Here is a 16,652-nt window from a genome sequence, read left to right as displayed (position 1 = left end):
ACCCCTTTCCGCACACTCTTGCCCAACGGTCGAACGGAATTGACCATTCGGTCAACGAAGCGGATGCACACGCCCGCAGACCGGGCCTTACTCCCTTCCCCCTGTCAGAAGAGCCCGTCCTGCTCGACCCCGCCGCCACCCGGCGGCGACGCGATCGGCCGGACCGGCACGCTGACGCCGGCGCTCGCGTCGGCGGCCACCAGCTCCCACCCGACGAGCAGCCGCGTATCGACGACGAGCACGTCTCCGCCCGCGACCCGCAGATGGAGATCGGGCCCGGCGGCGGCGACGAGCCGCCCCGCGACGACGCCACCGTCGACGGCTTCCCGCATCACCAGGTGCCCGGCCGCGCCCCCGCCGTCGGCCATGCCGAAGGCCTCCGAGTGATCGACGGCCTCGAACGGCACCGGCTCCAGGGTCTCGGCCCACCCGTCGAGGGCCACGGCCCGCCCGTACAGCTCCGCGAGCTCCCGCGCCCGCTCGGCCCACACGGGCAGCGCCCCGCGCACCTCCCGCTTACGGGCGTACGGCACCCGGTCCGGCACCCCGAGCGCGGCCCGCAGCAGCTCCTCCGTACGCCGGGCCGCCATCAACGGCCCCCGCCCCAGCCAGCAGAACGCCACGGCCCCCTGCTCCAGAAGCCGCACGGCACCCCGCTCCTCGGCGGTGATCCCGACCTTCAGAAGCCCGGGCCCGAACCAGGCGAGGTAGACCCGATAGGTCCGCGGATCATCAGGAACCCCATCCGCAGCCACGGAAAAAATCCGATCCAATCGCGCACATTCAGAACACCGAGCCTGCGTGGCCGTACCCACCACGACGGCCCGCAGGGGACAAGGATTCCCCCGCGCCCCAATACACCCCCGCTCCCCGACAACCCGAAACCCGATGAAACCCCCATACACCAGCCCACTGCCCCGCCCCCCTGCCCACCGCAACACCGGCTTCCCCTCCGGCCACCCAACCCCCACACACCGCCAAGCCACCACCGCCACCCCTCACACACCCGACCAACGCATGACGCCGAGCGTAGGCCGCCAGGATGGGGGAGGTGGCGCAGCGGATCACTGTGTCCAATATTGGTCAGGCGGACGCTAAACCGCCGAACTCTGCTGCCCTGGAGGTACGTTCTGCGATCCTGGAGGCCGATCGAGAGGGGCCGCAGCGATGCAGTGGAAGATCCACGGGGAACGTCCGATCTATGAGAACGCCTGGGTGAACGTGTGGCTCACCGATATCGAGACCCCGGACGGGAACCGCTGGGAGCACCATGTCGTCAAGCTCCGGCACCTGGCCGTGGCGGCCGTGGTCAACGAGCAGCGTGAGGTTCTGATGATGTGGCGGCACCGCTTCATCACGGACGCCTGGGCGTGGGAGCTGCCGATGGGCCTGGTCGAGGTGGGCGAGACCCCCGCCGAAGCGGCCGCGCGCGAGGTGCTGGAGGAGACCGGCTGGCGGACCGGTCCGCTCAAGCCGCTGATCTACGCCGAGCCGGCCAACGGCATCACCGACTCCCAGCACCACGTCTTCCGGTCCGACGGGGCGACGTACGAAGGACCGCCGACCGAGAAGAACGAGTCGGACCGGGTGGAGTGGATCCCGCTGGCCGACGTGCGGGGCATGATCGACCGCCGCGAGATCGTCAGCAGCGGCTCCCTGGTCGGACTGCTCTACGTCCTCATGGACGACACGATCCGCTGATCTGCCGCAGGTCACCCGAGATACGGGCGCTCGCGGTGCTCCAAGAAGTGCCGGAGTCTAAGCCGCTGCGTGTGGTGCATCGGCAGCTCCTCAAGCTCTTCCGGGCGGACGAACCGAAGCTCAGTCGACTCATTGGAGATCGCGAGCCGACCGCCGACGGTCCGAGCCGTGAAACAGACGTTGAACTGCCGCCGGACCTCGCCGTCCGTGTACTCGATGATGTGCTTCGGGTCGGTGTACGTGCCGACCAGGCCCGTGATCTCGACGTCGAGGCCGGTCTCCTCCTTGACCTCGCGGACCGCCGTACCGGGCAGAGAATCGGTGAGGTCCATGCCGCCTCCCGGCAACGCCCAGAGTTCGTTGTCCCGGCGGCGCTGAAGCAGGATGCGCCCCTGCTCATCGGTGACGACCGCTGAGGCCGCGACCACCATGCTGTTCGGCTTCGGGGCGTTCGGGTCGTCGTAGTACTCGGTGCGCGCCATGGTCACTCCTCCTGCTGTACCGGCTTCGCCGTCGCCCATACCGCGTCGAAGCTCTGCCCGTAGGTGTCGAACATGCCGCCTTCGCCGTTACGGCGGAGGTGCCACACCGGGGCACCGTAGGCGTTCACTCCCCAGACGTGGGCGTTGACCAGCAGCTGGTCGTCGGCGCGGTACAAGGAGTTGTAGAGCATCGTCCCGTGGGTTCTTGTCTCGATGCCGGATACCCCGGCCAGCGGGCGGTAGTGCATCAGGGCCAGTCGGCACCGGGTCTCGATGCCGTGGCCGAACCGCTCCTCCTGGCCGCGCGCCTGGACGTTCGAGCTGTCGGCGTCACCCACCGCGATGCGTACCGCGCAGCCCTCGGCGACTCGTTCGCGGAGCAAGTCGTTGAGCCGCGGGTACGCCTCGTGCAGGAAGACGGCCGCGTAGACCAGTACGTCGATGCGCTCGCGGGCCTGCGTCATCATGTCCACGAACGTGGATACGGGGAGGTCGGCTCGTTGCTCGTAGAGGGCGACAAGTTCCGGGCTGATCGCGCGGGCAGCGCGGGCCTGCCGAAGCGCCGGCCAGAGTGCGTGCACGTCTTCTCCTAGGGCTTCAGCCGCCTCTAGTGCTGTGGCACGGCGCGGCGTACGGCCCAAGTTCACCCATCGCTCGACCGACTTGGGGTCGACTGCCACAGCCTTCGCGAGGGCGGCGTACGTCCAGCCTCCGGCCGCCATGACGGCTCGCAGTCTCTCGTTCTGCATGAGTTCCCCCTGAGTCCCGGGACGGCACTAGGGACGCTTACCCGATGCGGGACGTCCCGAAGTGGGGTTTGGGGGTTGTTCCTAGGTCCCCTCTGTTGACCCGATGCTTCTGTGCACCAGCACGGGTGGAGACCGACTGCTTACCGGGTGACGCAGCGCTCCGGTTCGAAGTCGGTCCGCTCCGTCGGCGAGTAGGAGGCAGAAGTGATCGACGACGCGTCCCTTCCGGCTGTCGGCACCCTCATGTTCGATACGCGCACTGGCAAGACGGGCATAGTCATGGGACATGTGGGCCCCTACGTACAGCTCCGGCCGTCCCATGGGGGCACCGAGTGGGACGTCCCCCCTGACGCGCTCCGACAACCCACCCAGTCCGAGGAGTTGAGCTCCAAGGTGTCGATCGCCAACGGGCGGTGGGGACTGTGAGCCCTCGGGCCGTCCTGAGCTACGAGGCATGGACCCTCGAACCCGACTCGGAGCCGGTGACCTACGCCATGCAGTGCGCTGTGGACGAGGAGACCTCACCGGTCAGCGAGGACTGGGCGAAGCCGCAGGACTGGGTCCTGAAGCACTGCGGCAAGCATCCCTCCCACCACACCTACCGCGAGATCATCACGCGCCCCTGGCGAGCCTGGAGGGGAACTTGACGCACAGAACCGTCGTGTGGCTTGGGCGGCTCACGGGCCCACTGCCTCTCTGAACCCTCCGCCACAACAGCGCCTGGCCAGCCAGCCAGGCGTGCCGCCCCTCCCCTCTTTGTGGCCTGGTCGCGTCTACACGAGCTCCGGCAGTACCACCGCGGGCAGCCGTCCCTGTTCGACGTCATCCCGGTCGATCCGGATGCCGGACAGGCAGCCGACTGCCCGATACACGGCCGGCGCCCAGTCCGACAGGTCCATCTGCGACCACGGACGGACCGGAGGAGCGAGCCGGGCATGGACGGCACCGTGAGCAGCGAGTCCGTCGTCAAGAACGGACAGGCGGGCCGCGGTGTCTTCGGGAAGCGCGGAGTATCCGTCCAGGAAGGCCGTGCCGAACTCAGCCGACCAGGCCATCCGGTCATCGGCCGGAGAGGAGTAGAGGATCATGGCAGGCGCATCGTGGCGGTTGAGCGTCACGCACACCATCTCCTCTCCTCCACGCGACAGAACGTCCTCGTCGTCGAACTGGGACAGGAACACTGTGGCCGCGTCCCCGTCCTCCAGGACAAAGGACCAGTCGCCACTGGTGCCGACCATGGCGAGCGACCCTTCGACGTCGTCCGGGACGGTGTAGTCCCGGTACGCGACCGGCGTACCGATCGTGACAGCGCCCAGGCGGTCGAGCCACGCGGACGTGTCGATGCCGCGTATCGCGGTCAACGAGATCCCGTCACGCATACCTGGTGTGTCGCGAGACGGCGTGTCGACGTAGGCGTGCTCGCCGATCCAGGAGAGGTCGTGGTGGTCGTTGTGCATACCCCACGGTATTCGTCGGTCCGGGGGTCCTTCGAGGTGCCGTGCGTCCGGGCCGGCGTCCGGAGGGTCAGTTTCACGACCTGCGCAGCACCTGCGCTCCACTCCTCCACGAGTAGGGAGCCGATGCCGCGCAAAAAGCCAGAGGCCCCGTGGATTTCTCCACGTGGCCTCTGGGCTGCTGTGCACTCGGCAGGATTCGAACCTGCAACCTTCTGATCCGTAGTCAGATGCTCTATCCGTTAAGCTACGAGTGCTTGTTTTTTCTTTTGTTTCTGTCTTCGCTTCCCGGCCTTGCGGCCCGTTCGCGGCGACAGGAAGAACATTACATGACTGCCGCCGCCATGTGAAATCCGTTAGCCCGACCCCTTGTGAGCTGGGGAAACACCCGTATGCGCCGACCCGCGCCCCTACGCACCGAAGCCCCGGTCCAGACGGACCGGGGCTTCGGATCAAGCTGCGGAGGCGGAGGGATTTGAACCCTCGATGGGCTTTAAGGCCCAAACCGCATTAGCAGTGCGGCGCCATAGACCGGACTAGGCGACGCCTCCAGCTTGCACACCTGCGCGAGCGCGGGGTGCGTGCAGATGATGACACAGCCGGGCGGCCGGTCACCAATCGCGGCCTCCACGGTACTAGTCGCGCGGCCCGCAGGGCAAAGGCATTCCTCCGCGGTACTGGTCGCGCGGCCCGCAGGGCAAAAGCGTTCCTCCGCACCGCAACGTCGTGCCGCGCGCGGCGTTAGAGCGGTAGAGCCTCGGCCTCTTGTCCCTCGCCCCTCTCACCGTGGAGCCCCCATGCTGCGCCGCCTCGCCCTCACCGCCGCCTCCGTCGCCGTCTCCGTCGCCGCGCTGTCCGGCCTGCCCGCCGCCGCCCAGGCCGGCACCCCGGCCGCGGCCCCCGCCCCCGCCCCCGCCACGGCCCCGGTCGACCGGCTCACCGTCACGGTCACCGACTCGGCCGGCGGGGGCGACGGGACGTACGTACTGAAGTGCCACCCGACGGGCGGCAACCACCCGGAGGCCGCCGACGCGTGTGCGCGGCTCGACGAGGTCACCGTCTTCGGGACCGATCCGTTCGCGCCCGTGCCGCGCAACGCGATGTGCACGATGCAGTACGGCGGCCCCGCCACCGCGCACATCCGCGGGACCTGGGCCGGACGGCCCGTCGACGCGCGCTACAGCCGCACCGACGGCTGCCAGATCTCGCGGTGGAACGCCCTCGTACCGGTGCTGCCCGCGACCTCCGCGTGACCAGGGGCTACCGAAAACTCACATGTTCTGCGTGCGACCTCCCTCTCATCCGGCGTCGCGCGCACAACCACTCCCCGTAGACTCCCTCCCGTGACACGCCACGGGTCGAGGGGCAAGATGGCCTGAGCGAGTCGGCAAGAAGCGGTACATCAGGGAGGAAGCGTCGTCGTGAGCAGCAGGCCATCCCGAGGCGCTGCTCGCCTCGCAGCCATACTCGACGCGCTCCCGGACGCGCTCGTCCTCGTCAACGCCAACGGCACCGTCGTGAACGCCAACGCCATCGCGCTGGAGGCGTTCGAGGCACCCGGCACCGCGCTCGTGGGGCGCGGTCTGCTGGATCTGCTGCCGGGGTTCGACTCCCGGCTCATCCCCGGATCCATGCGGCGCCCGGACACCATCGACGAGCGCGGGCGCACCAAGCCGACGCGGATGACCGCCCGGCGCACGGACGGCATCGAGTTCCCCGTCGAGGTCACCAGCTCCCCGCTGGAGGACGGCAGGACGGCGTACGACACCCATGGGTACACGGGTGACGAACTGCTGATGCTGGTCGTACGGGACCTTTCGGGCACGGTGGACACCGAGGCCGAACTCGCCCGCTCCCAGCGGCAGACCGAGATGATCCTGCGCGCCGCGGCCGAGGGCGTCGTCGGGACCGACACCGACGGCCGGGTCGTCCTCGTCAACCCCGCCGCCGCCCAGATACTGGGCTTTCGCGCCAGCGACCTCGGCGGCCAGGAACTGCACCCGCTCGTGCTGCACTCGCGCGCCGACGGCGAGCCCTTCCCGTACGAGGAGTCCCCGCTCGCCGACACGCTGCGCTCCGGCCGCAAGCACCGGGTGCGCGGGCAGGTCCTGTGGTCCAAGAGCGGCGCCAAGGTGCCGGTCGACCTGACGACGTCGCCGGTGCGCGACGGGGACCAACTGGTCGGCGCGGTGATGACGTTCACCGACCGCAGGCCCTACGACGAGCTGAACGAGAAGTACGAGGCCGCCCTCGCCCGGCACGAAGAGGAGCTGCGCGCCGCCGAGGAGCGCCGCGAGGAAGAGGTGCGGGCCCTCGAGGAGCGGCGCGCGGAGGAGACCAAGGCCGCCGAGGAGCAGCGGGCCGAGGAGCTCGCCGCCGAGCAGGAGCGGTACGCGGCGCTCGCCGAGCGCGAGAAGGACCGCTTCGAGGAGCTGGCCGAGCGCGAGGAGAGGCGGTACGAGTCGCTGGCCGCGCGGCACGAGCAGCTGCTCGCCGTCCTCGGCTCCGCCCTGCGCGGGCCCTTGGACGAGCTGCGCCGCGAACTGGCCGCGCTCGCCTCGGACGACGCCGGCCAGCTGTGGCCCGAGGCCAACCAGGTGCTGCATCACCTGTCGGCCGGGTACGCCCGGATGACCACCCTCGTCGACAACGTCCTGGGCTTCCAGCTGCTCGACGCGGGCGACGAACAGCTTTCCCGTACGACGGTCCTGCTGGACGCGGTCGTCGCCGCCGGCGTGGAGGGCGCGGTCGAGCTGATCGGGCCCGGGCGCGCGCAGTTCGCGGTGCACGCGCCGCCGATCGAGCTCGTGGCCGACGCGGAGCGGCTCGCCACGGCGGTGGCCCACCTCGTCGCGGACGTGGCGGGCATCGACGCGACCGGCAACGCGCGCGCGGGTGTCGGGGCGTCCGGCGGGCTCCCCGGTGTCCCGGCCGCGGGTGGCTTCGTCGACTCGACCATCGTGGTGGCCGCGGCCCAGCGCGGCGAGGTCGTCCGCATCGAGGTGCGCGGCCCGTACGCCGGGGGCGACCCGGTCCACGAGCCGATCGTGCGGGGCATCGTGCGGGCGCACGGGGGCGTGCTGCAGACGCACGAGGTGCCGGGCATGGGCGGCAGCGCGTATGTGCTCGAGGTGCCGATGGGGACGGGGTCCTCGGAGGGCGGCGACGACGGTTCGGGGGTTGCGTCGGGGAGCGCGGGCGTTGGTGCGGGTGCTGGTGTCGGCCCCGGCCACGCGGTCATGGTTCCCGAGCAGGCTTCGGGCGGTACCGGGGGCGGGCGTCGGCGGGCCCGGCGGGCTTCGGTGGACTCCTTCCTGGAGAGCGGTGTTTCGGGGGCGGCCAGTTCTGTGACGGGGGCGGAGGGCTCTGTTCCGCCCGCGGCTTCGGACACGCCGGCCGGTGGTACGGAAGCCGGTGGTACGGAGGCCGGTGGCGCGGGTGCGTCCGGTGGTACGGGGCGTCGCCGGGGACGGCGGGCTGCTGAGGCCGCTCCGGAGGGCCTCGGCGGATCCGTGACGACGGACCTGGTGGGCGGGCCCACGGCTCTCCCGGCGGGTGGCTCGGGTGGCGCCGGCGGCCCGGGTGGCTCAGGTGGCGCCGGTACGGGTGGCGCTGTTGGGGTCGGTGGTACGGGAGCGTCCTCTTCGGAGACGTACGGCGGTGCCTCCGGAGGCACCGGGCGGCGGCGTGGGCGGCCGAGTGCCGCCGAGGGTGCCGAGGGCGCCGTGATGACCGCGGCCGAACACGCGGCCGGATCCGCCGCGTTGGGCGAGACGGTGCCGCCGCAGGGCGTACCCGTCGAAGGAGCGTCCGGGCGCCGGGCCCGCCGGGCCGGTGAGCAGCACGCGCTGCCCGCGCTGGCGTCGGGTCCGTCCGAGGCGGCGGGCACCTCCACGGGTGTCGAGCTCGCGGCGGTCGAGGCCGGGTACGGCGACGGGACCACGCGGCCCACGGGACAGCGGGCGCGGCGCGCGCTGGCCGCCGCGAAGGAGCGGGCGGCCGCGGAGGAGGCGAACAGCGGGCGGGTCTTCGCGTTGCCGCCCGCCGCCGCCGACCGCACGCCGGAACAGAACGTGGCGGGGTATGCGCCCGCCGGGCACGCCGCGGGCCAGGAGTACGCGGCCGCGCAGGAGATCACCGGCCACCACGGTGCGGCCGTGCGGCCCGAGGACGACGATCACACGCCGCCGCAGCCGCACCCGGCGCAGGCCCCTAGGGGTCGCCGGTCCCGGCGGGCGGTGGCGGCGCCGGCACAGGCTCCGGGGGAGCAGGTCTCGGCGGCCGCGGCGGTCTCGCCGGCGCAGGGTTCGGGTCCGGTTCCGGCTGCACCCGGGGTGCCCGGTCAGGGTGTTCCCGGAGTGCCCGGTCAGGGTGCGCTCGCGCGTGGCCCGCAGGGGGCGGGGGAGGCGCAGGCTCAGCCGCGGCCCGGAGCGGGCGGTCAGGGTGGCGCGGCCGGCCCGTTGCCCGCGCAGCAGCAGCCTCAACCACAGCCGCAACCGCAGCCGCAGCCGTGGCCCGACGGGACGACGCCGCCCGGCGGTGTGCCCGCGCAGGGCACCCCGCACTCCACGGGTACTCCGGCGCACGGCGTCCCGTCGCAGGCCCAGGGCACTGCCCTCCCGCCCGAGCAGGGCGCGCAGGCCCGCGCGGCCCAGCCGCTGCCCGCCGAGTCCCCGGCCGGGGACCCCAACTCGACTCAGGGGCGCGCGATCAGCGTGCGCACCCTCGGGCAGGGCGTGCCGTTCGGCCAGCAGATCACCGACCAGCAGCGGGGCCCGCAGGGCGGCGGCAACGGTGGCGGCACAGCCGTACCCGGCGCCGGTCAGCCCCCGCAGGGCCAGCAGCCCGCCCCGGGCCAGCCTCTTCCGGGTCAGGCCGGACAGGGTCAGCAGGGCGGTCGTGGCCAGCAGCAGCCCCGTACGCCCCGGATCCCGCAGTCGCCGCAGCCCCCGCAGCCTCCGTTGCCGCCGCAGGCATCCCAGCCCGGACAGCCGTCCACGCCGCAGTCCCCGGACGCCGCCGCCGAACCCCGGCAGCCCGCACAGCAGCAGTCGCCTCAGGCACCTCAGTCGCCTCAGCAGGCCCCGGCGGGCCAGCGACAGGCGGGCCAGACGGCCCCGGCGAGCCAGCCTCTCCCGGGCCAGACCGGCCACATGCCGACCGCACAACCGCAACCACAGCCACAGCCGCACCCGCAGCCGCACCCGGCCTCCCCGCAAACCGCGCAGACCGCGCAGACCGCGCAGACCGCCGCCGGCCAGTCGCACACGCTCGGCGGCTCCGGACGCCGCCGCAGGCTGGGCACGCCCCCGGACCCCTCCGCCGACGAGCGTCCCGAGGCGGCCGCACGCCCGCACCCGCTGCCCCAGACACCGCTGCCCCAGCCGCACGCCTCGGGCCACACCCCGACGCACCCACAGTCCCGTATCGCGTCCGCCACCGAAGGCACCGGACGGTCGTACGCGATCGGCGCGCCGGACGAGGACGCCGACGAGGGGCCGGAGCCGCTGGACGGGCCCGGCGGCGCCGTCGAGGTCGCGAACCGGCCCCAGCCGCAGCCGATGGACGACGAGTTGCCGCCCGAGCCGCTCGACAACCCGCGGCGCCTCCTGGTGTGGCCCGCGCCCGACGTCACCACCCAGCAGGCGCTCAGCGACCGCGGCTACCGCCCGGTGATCGTGCACTCCCGGGAGGAGGTCGACGCGCAGATCGCGGCGTTCCCCGCGGCGCTCTTCGTCGACCCGCTGACCGGGCCGATCACGCGTACGGCGCTGCAGTCGCTGCGGCAGGCCGCCGTGGCCGCCGAGGTTCCGGTGCTGGTGACGGCCGGGCTCGGCCAGGCGACGCGCGAGGCGGCGTACGGCGCCGACCCCGCCGTACTCCTGAAGGCCCTCGCACCGCGCGACAGCGAACAGCACCCCCCGCGCGTGCTGCTCATCGAGGAGCACGAGGAGATCGCGCTCGCCCTGACCGCCACCCTGGAACGACGCGGCATGCAGGTCGCACGGGCCGAGAGCGACGCGGACGCGGTGACGCTCGCGGCGCAGATGCGGCCCAACCTCGTGGTGATGGACCTGCTCCAGGTGCGCCGCCGCAGGGCCGGGATCGTCGACTGGCTGCGCGCGAACGGCCAGTTGAACCGCACGCCGCTGGTCGTCTACACCGCGGCCGTCGACGAGACGGAGCTACCGAAGCTGGCGGCGGGCGAGACCGTGCTGTTCCTCGCGGAACGCTCCACCAGCAGCGAGGTGCAGGGCCGGATCGTCGATCTGCTGGCGAAGATCGGCACGAACTAGCGCGGACGCGGATGCGGGTGCACGCGTACGCGTATGCGTGCGCGTGGAGCACGGCGGACCCGCGCGCGTACGGCTACGTAGGGACGCCGGCCCGCGCGCGTACGGCTACGTGAGGGACGCCGGCCCGCGCGCGTACGGCTAGCGGATCGGCGAGCTCAGGCCGTTATGCGGCGCACCGCGGCCTTGACCGAGGCGCGCAGCCGCTCGCGGTCGGCGTCCTCGTCCCCGACGAGGATCCGCCGCATCTGCGGCACCGCCGTGGACCAGCCGGCCAGCGCGACGACCATGAAGAGCAGGTGCGGGGCGGGGATCTCGTCGCTGAGGACGCCCCGCTCCTGTGCGTCGGTGAGCACGGCGACCTTGCGGTCGTAGTGGGCGCGCCGCTCCGGCTCGTCGGGGAGATCCTCCGCGCCGTACTCGATGCCCTCCCAGAACAGCAGGCGCAGCAACTCGGGGTGGGCGGCGTGGTAGTCCATCAGCCGGTCGAGCCAGCCGTCCATGTCGTCGGCGTCGACAGGGATGGCGACGGCCATGTCCAGCATGCGCTTCTCGAGCACCTGCGTGAACAGCTCCGCCTTGTTGCCGAAATAGGCGTAGATGAGCTGTTTGTTGGCTTTCGCCTCGCTCGCGATGCGGTCGATGCGGGCTCCCGCGATGCCGTACCGGGAGAACTCGGCGACCGCCGCCTCGAAGATCCGCGCCTTGGTGGCCTCGGGGTCTCTCACTGCCATGGGCTCAGGGTAGCGAACCCTTTCGAATAACCAACCGGTTGGTTGCTTGACATCGTGGCGGGGGCGGGCGCAGACTTTGTCCAACCAACCAGTTGGTTGCCATCTTCGCCCCTCCGTCCGCGGGAGTCGTCACGCCCATGCCTTCACGAGCACCGTCCACGTCCTCCGCCGACCGGGCGACCGGAACAGCCGTACGCCCGATCCAGAGCGCCACCCCTCCGACCCCCGCCCCCGCCTCCGCTGCCGCCGCAACCCCGGTCGCGGCCCCGGCCCCGGCTCCGACCCCGCACCCGCTCCCCGTCCCGCACGGCGTCTTCCTCGTCCTCATCGCCGTGTGCACCGCCGTAACGGCCGCCAACATCTATCTGGCCGCTCCCCTGCTCCCCCTGATGGCCCGCGACTTCGGGTCCACCCCGTCGGCGGTCGCGTGGGTCGCCTCCGTGGCCCAGTTCGGGTACGCGGCGGGGCTGCTGTTCTTCGCCCCGCTCGGCGACCGTGTGAACCGCCGCAGACTCGTCGCGGTCCTCTCCCTCGTGACCGCGGTGGCGCTGGTTCTCGGAGCGGCCGCCTCGGGCACCACCGCGCTCGCCGCCGCCATCCTGGTGGCCTCCGCGGCGACGGTCGTGCCGCAGCTGCTCGTGCCGCTGGTCGCCGAGCGGGCGCCCGCGCACCGGCGGGCCAGCCATGTCGCGGCGGTCATAGCCGGCCTCTTCACGGGAGTCGTCGCGGCCCGCGTGCTCGGCGCCCTGGCCGGTCAGGCCTTCGGCTGGCGCTCGGTCTTCGTCGGCGCCGCCGTCCTCACGGCGCTGCTCGGTCTGGCCTCCGCCGCCGTGCTGCCCAAGGAGCACCGCCGCCGCACGGGTCCGCTCTTCGCCGGCCTGGCCCAACTGCCCGGCGTGGTGCGCGGCTCCGCCGACCTGCGACGGGCCTGCGTCCGCCAGGCCGGGATGTACGGGGCGTGGAGCGCGCTGTGGACCTCCCTCGCCCTGCTGCTCACCGAGGGCGGCTCCGGTGGGTACGGCATGACGACCGCCACGGCGGGCCTCTTCGGACTCTTCGGACTCGCGGCCGCCGTCGTGGCACCCCTCGCGGGCGGGCTCGTGGACCGCTTCGGCGCCGCCAAGGTCGTCTCGTACGCGTACGGCGCCGCCGGGATCTCCGTGCCGCTCTTCTGGCTGGGCGGCGGCGCGCTCTGGGCCCTGTGCGCGGCGGCGACGGCCCTGCACATGGCGCTGGTCGCCAATCACGTCGCCAACCAGACCCTGGCCCTGACGACCACCTCCACGCCCGCGGTCGCCAACACCGCCTATGTGGTGGCCGGTTTCGCGGGTGGCGCGCTGGCCTCCGCCCTCGCGGGCAGCGCGTACACCCACTGGGGGTGGACGGGGGTGTGCGCGGTGGCCGCGCTCTGGCTCGCGCTCGGCTGGGCGAGCACGGCGATACCGGCCCGCCGCGGTGGCGGCAAGGCCGCCGGTGCCGGGGTGGCATGACCCCCGGCACCGGCTCGGGGACCGGCTCGGGCACGACCTCGGCTTCGGTCGCGCTTCCGCCTCGGCTTCGGTCGCGCTTCCGTCGGTCCCGGTCGCGTCAGAGCCGCGTGACGTCCAGTTCGCCGGCCGCGTACTGCCTGCGCAGGACCTTCTTGTCGAACTTGCCGACGCTCGTCTTCGGGACCGCTGGGATGACCGCCCAGCGCTCGGGGAGCTGCCACTTGGCGACGGAGCCGGCGAGGAAGTCGCGCAGGGCGGCGTAGTCGGCGCTCGCGTTCTCCTTCAACACGACCGTGGCGAGCGGGCGTTCGCCCCACTTCTCGTCGGGCACGGCCACGACCGCGGCCTCGGCGACGTCCGGGTGCGACATCAGGGCGTTCTCCAGCTCGACCGACGAGATCCACTCGCCGCCCGACTTGATGACGTCCTTGGCCCGGTCGGTGAGGGTCAGGAAACCGTCCGCCGTGATCACGCCGACGTCCCCGGTCTTCAGCCAGCCGTCCGCGCTGAACTTGTCCTCGGGGCGGAGCACCTCGCCGCCCGCGCCGCCGTAGTAGGCGCCGGCGATCCAGGGGCCGCGCACCTCCAGCTCGCCGGCCGACTCGCCGTCCCACGGCAGGTGTGCGCCGCCGGGGCCGACCAGCCGGGCCTCGACCGAGGCGGGGAAGCGGCCCTGGGTGAGCCGGTAGCCGAACTCCTCGTCGGTGCCGACGGCGTGGGCCGGCGGGCGGGCGACGGTGCCGAGCGGCGACGTCTCCGTCATGCCCCAGGCGTGGCAGACCCGCATGCCGAGGCGGTCGAAGGCCTCCATCAGCGAGGGCGGGCAGGCCGAGCCGCCGATGGTGACCTGGCCGAGCGAACCGACGTCGCGCGGCTTCGCGGTGAGTTCGGCGAGCAGGCCCTGCCAGATGGTCGGGACGGCCGCCGCGTGCGTGGGGCGCTCCGACTCGATCATCTCGGCGAGCGGGGCGGGCTGCAGGAAGCGGTCGGGCATCAGCATGTTCACGCCGGTCATGAAGGTGGCGTGCGGCAGGCCCCAGGCGTTGACGTGGAATTGCGGGACGACGACCAGCGAGGTGTCCGCGTCCGTCAGGCCCATCGACTGCGCCATGTTGACCTGCATGGAGTGCAGATAGATGGACCGGTGGGAGTAGACGACGCCCTTGGGGTCGCCGGTGGTGCCGGAGGTGTAGCACATGGCGGCCGCGGCGCGCTCGTCGAGCTCGGGCCAGTCGTAGGTGTCGGGCTTGCCGGCGAGCAGCTCCTCGTACTCGTGGACCTGGGCGTGGCAGCCCGCGAGGACGGAGCGGTCGCCGGGCCCCGAGACCACCAGATGTTCGACGCTCGTCAGCTGTGGCAACAGCGGTGCGAGCAGGCCGAGGAGGGAGCCGTTGACGATGATGACGCGGTCGGCGGCGTGGTGGACGATCCACGTCAGCTGGTCCGCGGGCAGCCGCAGATTGAGGGTGTGCAGGATCGCGCCCATGCAGGGCACCGCGAAGTAGGCCTCGACGTGTTCCGCGTTGTTCCACATGAAGGTCGCGACGCGTTCGTCGTCCGTGACGCCGAGGTCGTCGCGCAGGGCGTGGGCGAGCCGGGCGGTGCGTTCGCCGATCTCGCGGAAGCTGCGGCGTTGTGGGGCGCCCTCGCCGGTCCAGGTCGTGACCTGCGACGTCCCGTGCACGGTCGTGCCGTGTCGGAGGATGCGGGTGACGGTCAGCGGTACGTCCTGCATCGTGCTCAGCACGGCGTCCTCCTGGGGCGACGTCGCCTGCGCGGCAGATCGCCCGCGCGGCAGTAGGGGCTGCGCTGATTCTGCGCGCATACCGCTTGGTATGTCACTAGTCCAGGGGATGATCGATCATCGCCGACCGTTGCCTGAGTACCGCGGTTGCCTGCGTACTGCGATCCTCCGTCTCAGCGGACGGGGGTCAGCTCCGGGTCCTCGCGGAGTTTGCCGAGCGCGCGCGAGACCGCGCTCTTGACGGTGCCGATGGACACGTCGAGCACCTCGGCCGTCTGGGCCTCACTGAGGTCCTCGTAATACCTGAGGACGACCATGGCCCGCTGTCGCGTCGGCAGCTTCATGATCGCGCGCCACATCGCGTCGCGGAGCACCTGCTGTTCGGCGGGGTCCCCGGCCGGAGCCACGTCGGGCTCCGGGAGCTCGTCGCAGGCGAACTCGTCGACCTTGCGCTTGCGCCACTGCGACGTGCGCGTGTTCAGCAGGGCCCGGCGCACATAGCCGTCGAGCGCGCGGTGGTCCTCGATCCGGTCCCACGCCACGTACGTCTTGGTCAGCGCGGTCTGGAGCAGGTCCTCGGCATCGCTCGGATTCGCGGTCAGCGAGCGGGCGGTGCGCAGCAGTACGGGCTGGCGGGCCCGTACGTAGGACGCGAACGACGGGTACGCGGAGGGCCCGGCGGGGCGCGTCGGACCCGGGCGCCGCGTCGCGGCCTTCGATGCGCTGGTGCACACGGACACCATGGATGCGGTCATGGCTCCACGCTAGAAGCGCCCCCTACTTCAGCGGATCGGCCGCAGGTCCCGAAGCGGTGTCCGCCTCAGGTTGTACGAGTGGGGTTGCCGCCACCTCCTACAGGTGGAGGAGGCGGGGCGTCCCCCTGAGGGTTCACCCCCGAGAGCCGCCCCACCGCACCGCCTCACCACACCGCCCCACCGCACCGCCTCACCGCACGATGCCGCCGCACGGTGGACGCGTCAGCTGATGCGTGCCACCGGGGCGTGGACCAGGTTGCGGTCGATCTTCAGGGCGCGGCCACCGTGACTTTCCTTCACGTTGCCCGCGTACTGGTGGATGCGCCGGGCCGGGTGCCAGGCGGAACGGCCCAGCGCCGCCTCGCGGTAGAGGTTCGGCTTGGTGTGCCAGCGCGCGAACCACATCACCTCGGGCAGGTCCCGCACGCCCGCCCGGCGGGACATCTCCATGTGCAGCACACCGGAGTCGGCGCTGCTGTAGAAGCCGGGGACGTAACCCTGTCTGCGCACCTGCCGGTCCCAGGAGCGGACGAAGGAGAGCGTGGCGCTCGCGCAGCTCTTCTTGCGGTAGGGGTACGCCTCCATGTCCAGGTAGAGCGGGCTCTGCTTCCCGATGCCGAAGGCCTTCGCCCTGCGCACCGCGTCACTGCCCTCCCGCTGCCCCTGGGCCGCGGGGTTCTTTCCGATGCGCACGTGGCGCTTGTTCTTCGCGACGACGCACGGCGACTGGGAACCCACGTAGATCGGCAGGACCCGCCAGCCCATGCGCTTCACCGAGCGCATCCAGGCGTGGTTGAGGTGGGCCTGGGTCTTGCAGGCCCGGCCGCGCCCCCCGTAGTAGACGCCGACGCCGCGGTAGCTGGACTTGAGCCAGCGCCGCATGGTGTCGGTGGACGGGGTGTTGCAGGTGTCGAACGCCTTGCCGTTGAAGGTCGACACCTTCGCGGATGCCCGCGCGCCCGACCAGGGCAGCTCGGCCACATCACCCGCACCCGACACACCCGACACCCCCGACGCACCATCCGCACCCGACGCACCCGACGCACCGGCCGCTTCGGCCGCCGCGGCCCAGCCGATGGCGCTGGCCCAGCCGGACGGGCCGCCCGTGCCGGGTGTGGGGTCGGCGGCGGCGCCCGGTGGTGCTGCCGTCAGGTCCACGGTCAGGGCGGTCAGAACGAGGACAAGTCCAATGATCAGCTTTTGGAGACGCATAGGGCGAGTGAAAGGGCCCGGACTCGCCGCACACGCGA

Annotated in this window: 14 protein-coding genes and 2 tRNA genes; 6 read left to right on the top strand and 10 right to left on the bottom strand. The window is 72.1% G+C overall.

The features are described 5' to 3' along the window. Window positions 1-104 precede the first annotated feature (104 nt). Window positions 105-986 carry a DUF2797 domain-containing protein gene (locus ACFYO9_RS25280; protein ID WP_358778568.1) on the bottom strand — a complete coding sequence of 294 codons (882 nt, stop codon included), beginning with the start codon at window positions 984-986 and terminating at the stop codon, window positions 105-107. Between the two features lie 181 nt (window positions 987-1,167). Between ACFYO9_RS25280 and ACFYO9_RS25275 the strand changes: the two genes are divergently transcribed. Beyond that, window positions 1,168-1,701: an NUDIX hydrolase gene (locus tag ACFYO9_RS25275; RefSeq protein ID WP_358778545.1), complete on the top strand. Its 534-nt coding sequence runs from the start codon at window positions 1,168-1,170 to the stop codon at window positions 1,699-1,701. Between the two features lie 11 nt (window positions 1,702-1,712). Here the strand turns inward: ACFYO9_RS25275 and ACFYO9_RS25270 are convergent, their stop codons facing one another. Together ACFYO9_RS25270 and ACFYO9_RS25265 are read right to left on the bottom strand one after the other, a co-directional pair. Further along, window positions 1,713-2,183 (bottom strand): NUDIX domain-containing protein, encoded by a 471-nt coding sequence (locus ACFYO9_RS25270; RefSeq protein WP_358778544.1) that lies wholly within the window; start codon window positions 2,181-2,183, stop codon window positions 1,713-1,715. A gap of 2 nt (window positions 2,184-2,185) precedes the next feature. After that, a complete protein-coding gene (locus tag ACFYO9_RS25265; protein WP_358778543.1) occupies window positions 2,186-2,932 on the bottom strand; it encodes an XRE family transcriptional regulator in 747 nt (248 codons plus the stop codon). A 243-nt stretch (window positions 2,933-3,175) separates the two neighbouring features. On the opposite strand from ACFYO9_RS25265, the gene ACFYO9_RS25260 reads away from it, so the two are divergent. Together ACFYO9_RS25260 and ACFYO9_RS25255 are read left to right on the top strand one after the other, a co-directional pair. Beyond that, a complete protein-coding gene (locus ACFYO9_RS25260) occupies window positions 3,176-3,358 on the top strand; it encodes a hypothetical protein (protein WP_358778567.1) in 183 nt (60 codons plus the stop codon). Beyond that, window positions 3,346-3,579: a hypothetical protein gene (locus tag ACFYO9_RS25255; RefSeq protein WP_358778542.1), complete on the top strand. Its 234-nt coding sequence runs from the start codon at window positions 3,346-3,348 to the stop codon at window positions 3,577-3,579. The genes ACFYO9_RS25260 and ACFYO9_RS25255 overlap by 13 nt, the downstream gene beginning before the upstream one ends. 126 nt (window positions 3,580-3,705) lie before the next feature. On the opposite strand, the gene ACFYO9_RS25250 is transcribed toward ACFYO9_RS25255, so the two are convergent. From ACFYO9_RS25250 to ACFYO9_RS25240, 3 genes are all read right to left on the bottom strand, one after another. After that, entirely contained in the window at window positions 3,706-4,389 is a 684-nt protein-coding gene (locus ACFYO9_RS25250; protein ID WP_358778541.1) for a hypothetical protein, read from the bottom strand. Window positions 4,390-4,570: 181 nt separating this feature from the next. After that, window positions 4,571-4,643 (bottom strand) — tRNA-Arg (locus tag ACFYO9_RS25245). 203 nt (window positions 4,644-4,846) lie between these two features. Continuing rightward, a tRNA-Ser gene (locus ACFYO9_RS25240) sits at window positions 4,847-4,937 on the bottom strand. A gap of 246 nt (window positions 4,938-5,183) precedes the next feature. Between ACFYO9_RS25240 and ACFYO9_RS25235 the strand changes: the two genes are divergently transcribed. Together ACFYO9_RS25235 and ACFYO9_RS25230 are read left to right on the top strand one after the other, a co-directional pair. Next, a complete protein-coding gene (locus ACFYO9_RS25235; protein ID WP_358778540.1) occupies window positions 5,184-5,639 on the top strand; it encodes an SSI family serine proteinase inhibitor in 456 nt (151 codons plus the stop codon). A 168-nt stretch (window positions 5,640-5,807) separates the two neighbouring features. Next, window positions 5,808-10,682, top strand: a complete 4,875-nt coding sequence (locus ACFYO9_RS25230; RefSeq protein ID WP_358778539.1) for a PAS domain-containing protein — start codon at window positions 5,808-5,810, stop codon at window positions 10,680-10,682. Window positions 10,683-10,837: 155 nt separating this feature from the next. Here ACFYO9_RS25230 and ACFYO9_RS25225 read toward each other — a convergent pair whose 3' ends face one another. Continuing rightward, entirely contained in the window at window positions 10,838-11,413 is a 576-nt protein-coding gene (locus ACFYO9_RS25225) for a TetR family transcriptional regulator (protein ID WP_355814522.1), read from the bottom strand. A gap of 137 nt (window positions 11,414-11,550) precedes the next feature. On the opposite strand from ACFYO9_RS25225, the gene ACFYO9_RS25220 reads away from it, so the two are divergent. After that, complete coding sequence (locus ACFYO9_RS25220; protein ID WP_358778538.1) at window positions 11,551-12,903, top strand: MFS transporter; 1,353 nt, start codon at window positions 11,551-11,553, stop codon at window positions 12,901-12,903. 97 nt (window positions 12,904-13,000) lie between these two features. On the opposite strand, the gene ACFYO9_RS25215 is transcribed toward ACFYO9_RS25220, so the two are convergent. The 3 genes from ACFYO9_RS25215 to ACFYO9_RS25205 all read right to left on the bottom strand — a co-directional run bounded on the left by ACFYO9_RS25215 (window position 13,001) and on the right by ACFYO9_RS25205 (window position 16,614). Continuing rightward, complete coding sequence (locus tag ACFYO9_RS25215) at window positions 13,001-14,650, bottom strand: long-chain fatty acid--CoA ligase (protein WP_355814516.1); 1,650 nt, start codon at window positions 14,648-14,650, stop codon at window positions 13,001-13,003. A 170-nt stretch (window positions 14,651-14,820) separates the two neighbouring features. Next, window positions 14,821-15,402 (bottom strand): SigE family RNA polymerase sigma factor, encoded by a 582-nt coding sequence (locus ACFYO9_RS25210; protein ID WP_355814513.1) that lies wholly within the window; start codon window positions 15,400-15,402, stop codon window positions 14,821-14,823. A 222-nt stretch (window positions 15,403-15,624) separates the two neighbouring features. Then, entirely contained in the window at window positions 15,625-16,614 is a 990-nt protein-coding gene (locus ACFYO9_RS25205) for a DUF1906 domain-containing protein (RefSeq protein WP_355814510.1), read from the bottom strand. Between the last annotated feature and the right edge of the window lie 38 nt (window positions 16,615-16,652).

This window comes from Streptomyces sp. NPDC005863, assembly GCF_042871345.1.
Taxonomy (GTDB): Bacteria; Actinomycetota; Actinomycetes; order Streptomycetales; family Streptomycetaceae; genus Streptomyces.
The sequence above is the reverse complement of the archived record's forward strand: the minus strand, read 5'-3'. Positions and strand labels throughout refer to the sequence as shown.

Excerpts from the sequence above, each read along its gene's own strand:
- ACFYO9_RS25235 (WP_358778540.1), top strand. The coding sequence starts at position 5,184 with ATGCTGCGCCGCCTCGCCCTCACCGCCGCCTCCGTCGCCGTCTCCGTC.
- ACFYO9_RS25220 (WP_358778538.1), top strand. The coding sequence starts at position 11,551 with ATGCCTTCACGAGCACCGTCCACGTCCTCCGCCGACCGGGCGACCGGA.
- ACFYO9_RS25250 (WP_358778541.1), bottom strand. The coding sequence starts at position 4,389 with ATGCACAACGACCACCACGACCTCTCCTGGATCGGCGAGCACGCCTAC.
- ACFYO9_RS25210 (WP_355814513.1), bottom strand. The coding sequence starts at position 15,402 with ATGACCGCATCCATGGTGTCCGTGTGCACCAGCGCATCGAAGGCCGCG.
- ACFYO9_RS25275 (WP_358778545.1), top strand. The coding sequence starts at position 1,168 with ATGCAGTGGAAGATCCACGGGGAACGTCCGATCTATGAGAACGCCTGG.
- ACFYO9_RS25225 (WP_355814522.1), bottom strand. The coding sequence starts at position 11,413 with ATGGCAGTGAGAGACCCCGAGGCCACCAAGGCGCGGATCTTCGAGGCG.
- ACFYO9_RS25265 (WP_358778543.1), bottom strand. The coding sequence starts at position 2,932 with ATGCAGAACGAGAGACTGCGAGCCGTCATGGCGGCCGGAGGCTGGACG.
- ACFYO9_RS25270 (WP_358778544.1), bottom strand. The coding sequence starts at position 2,183 with ATGGCGCGCACCGAGTACTACGACGACCCGAACGCCCCGAAGCCGAAC.
- ACFYO9_RS25205 (WP_355814510.1), bottom strand. The coding sequence starts at position 16,614 with ATGCGTCTCCAAAAGCTGATCATTGGACTTGTCCTCGTTCTGACCGCC.
- ACFYO9_RS25260 (WP_358778567.1), top strand. The coding sequence starts at position 3,176 with ATGTTCGATACGCGCACTGGCAAGACGGGCATAGTCATGGGACATGTG.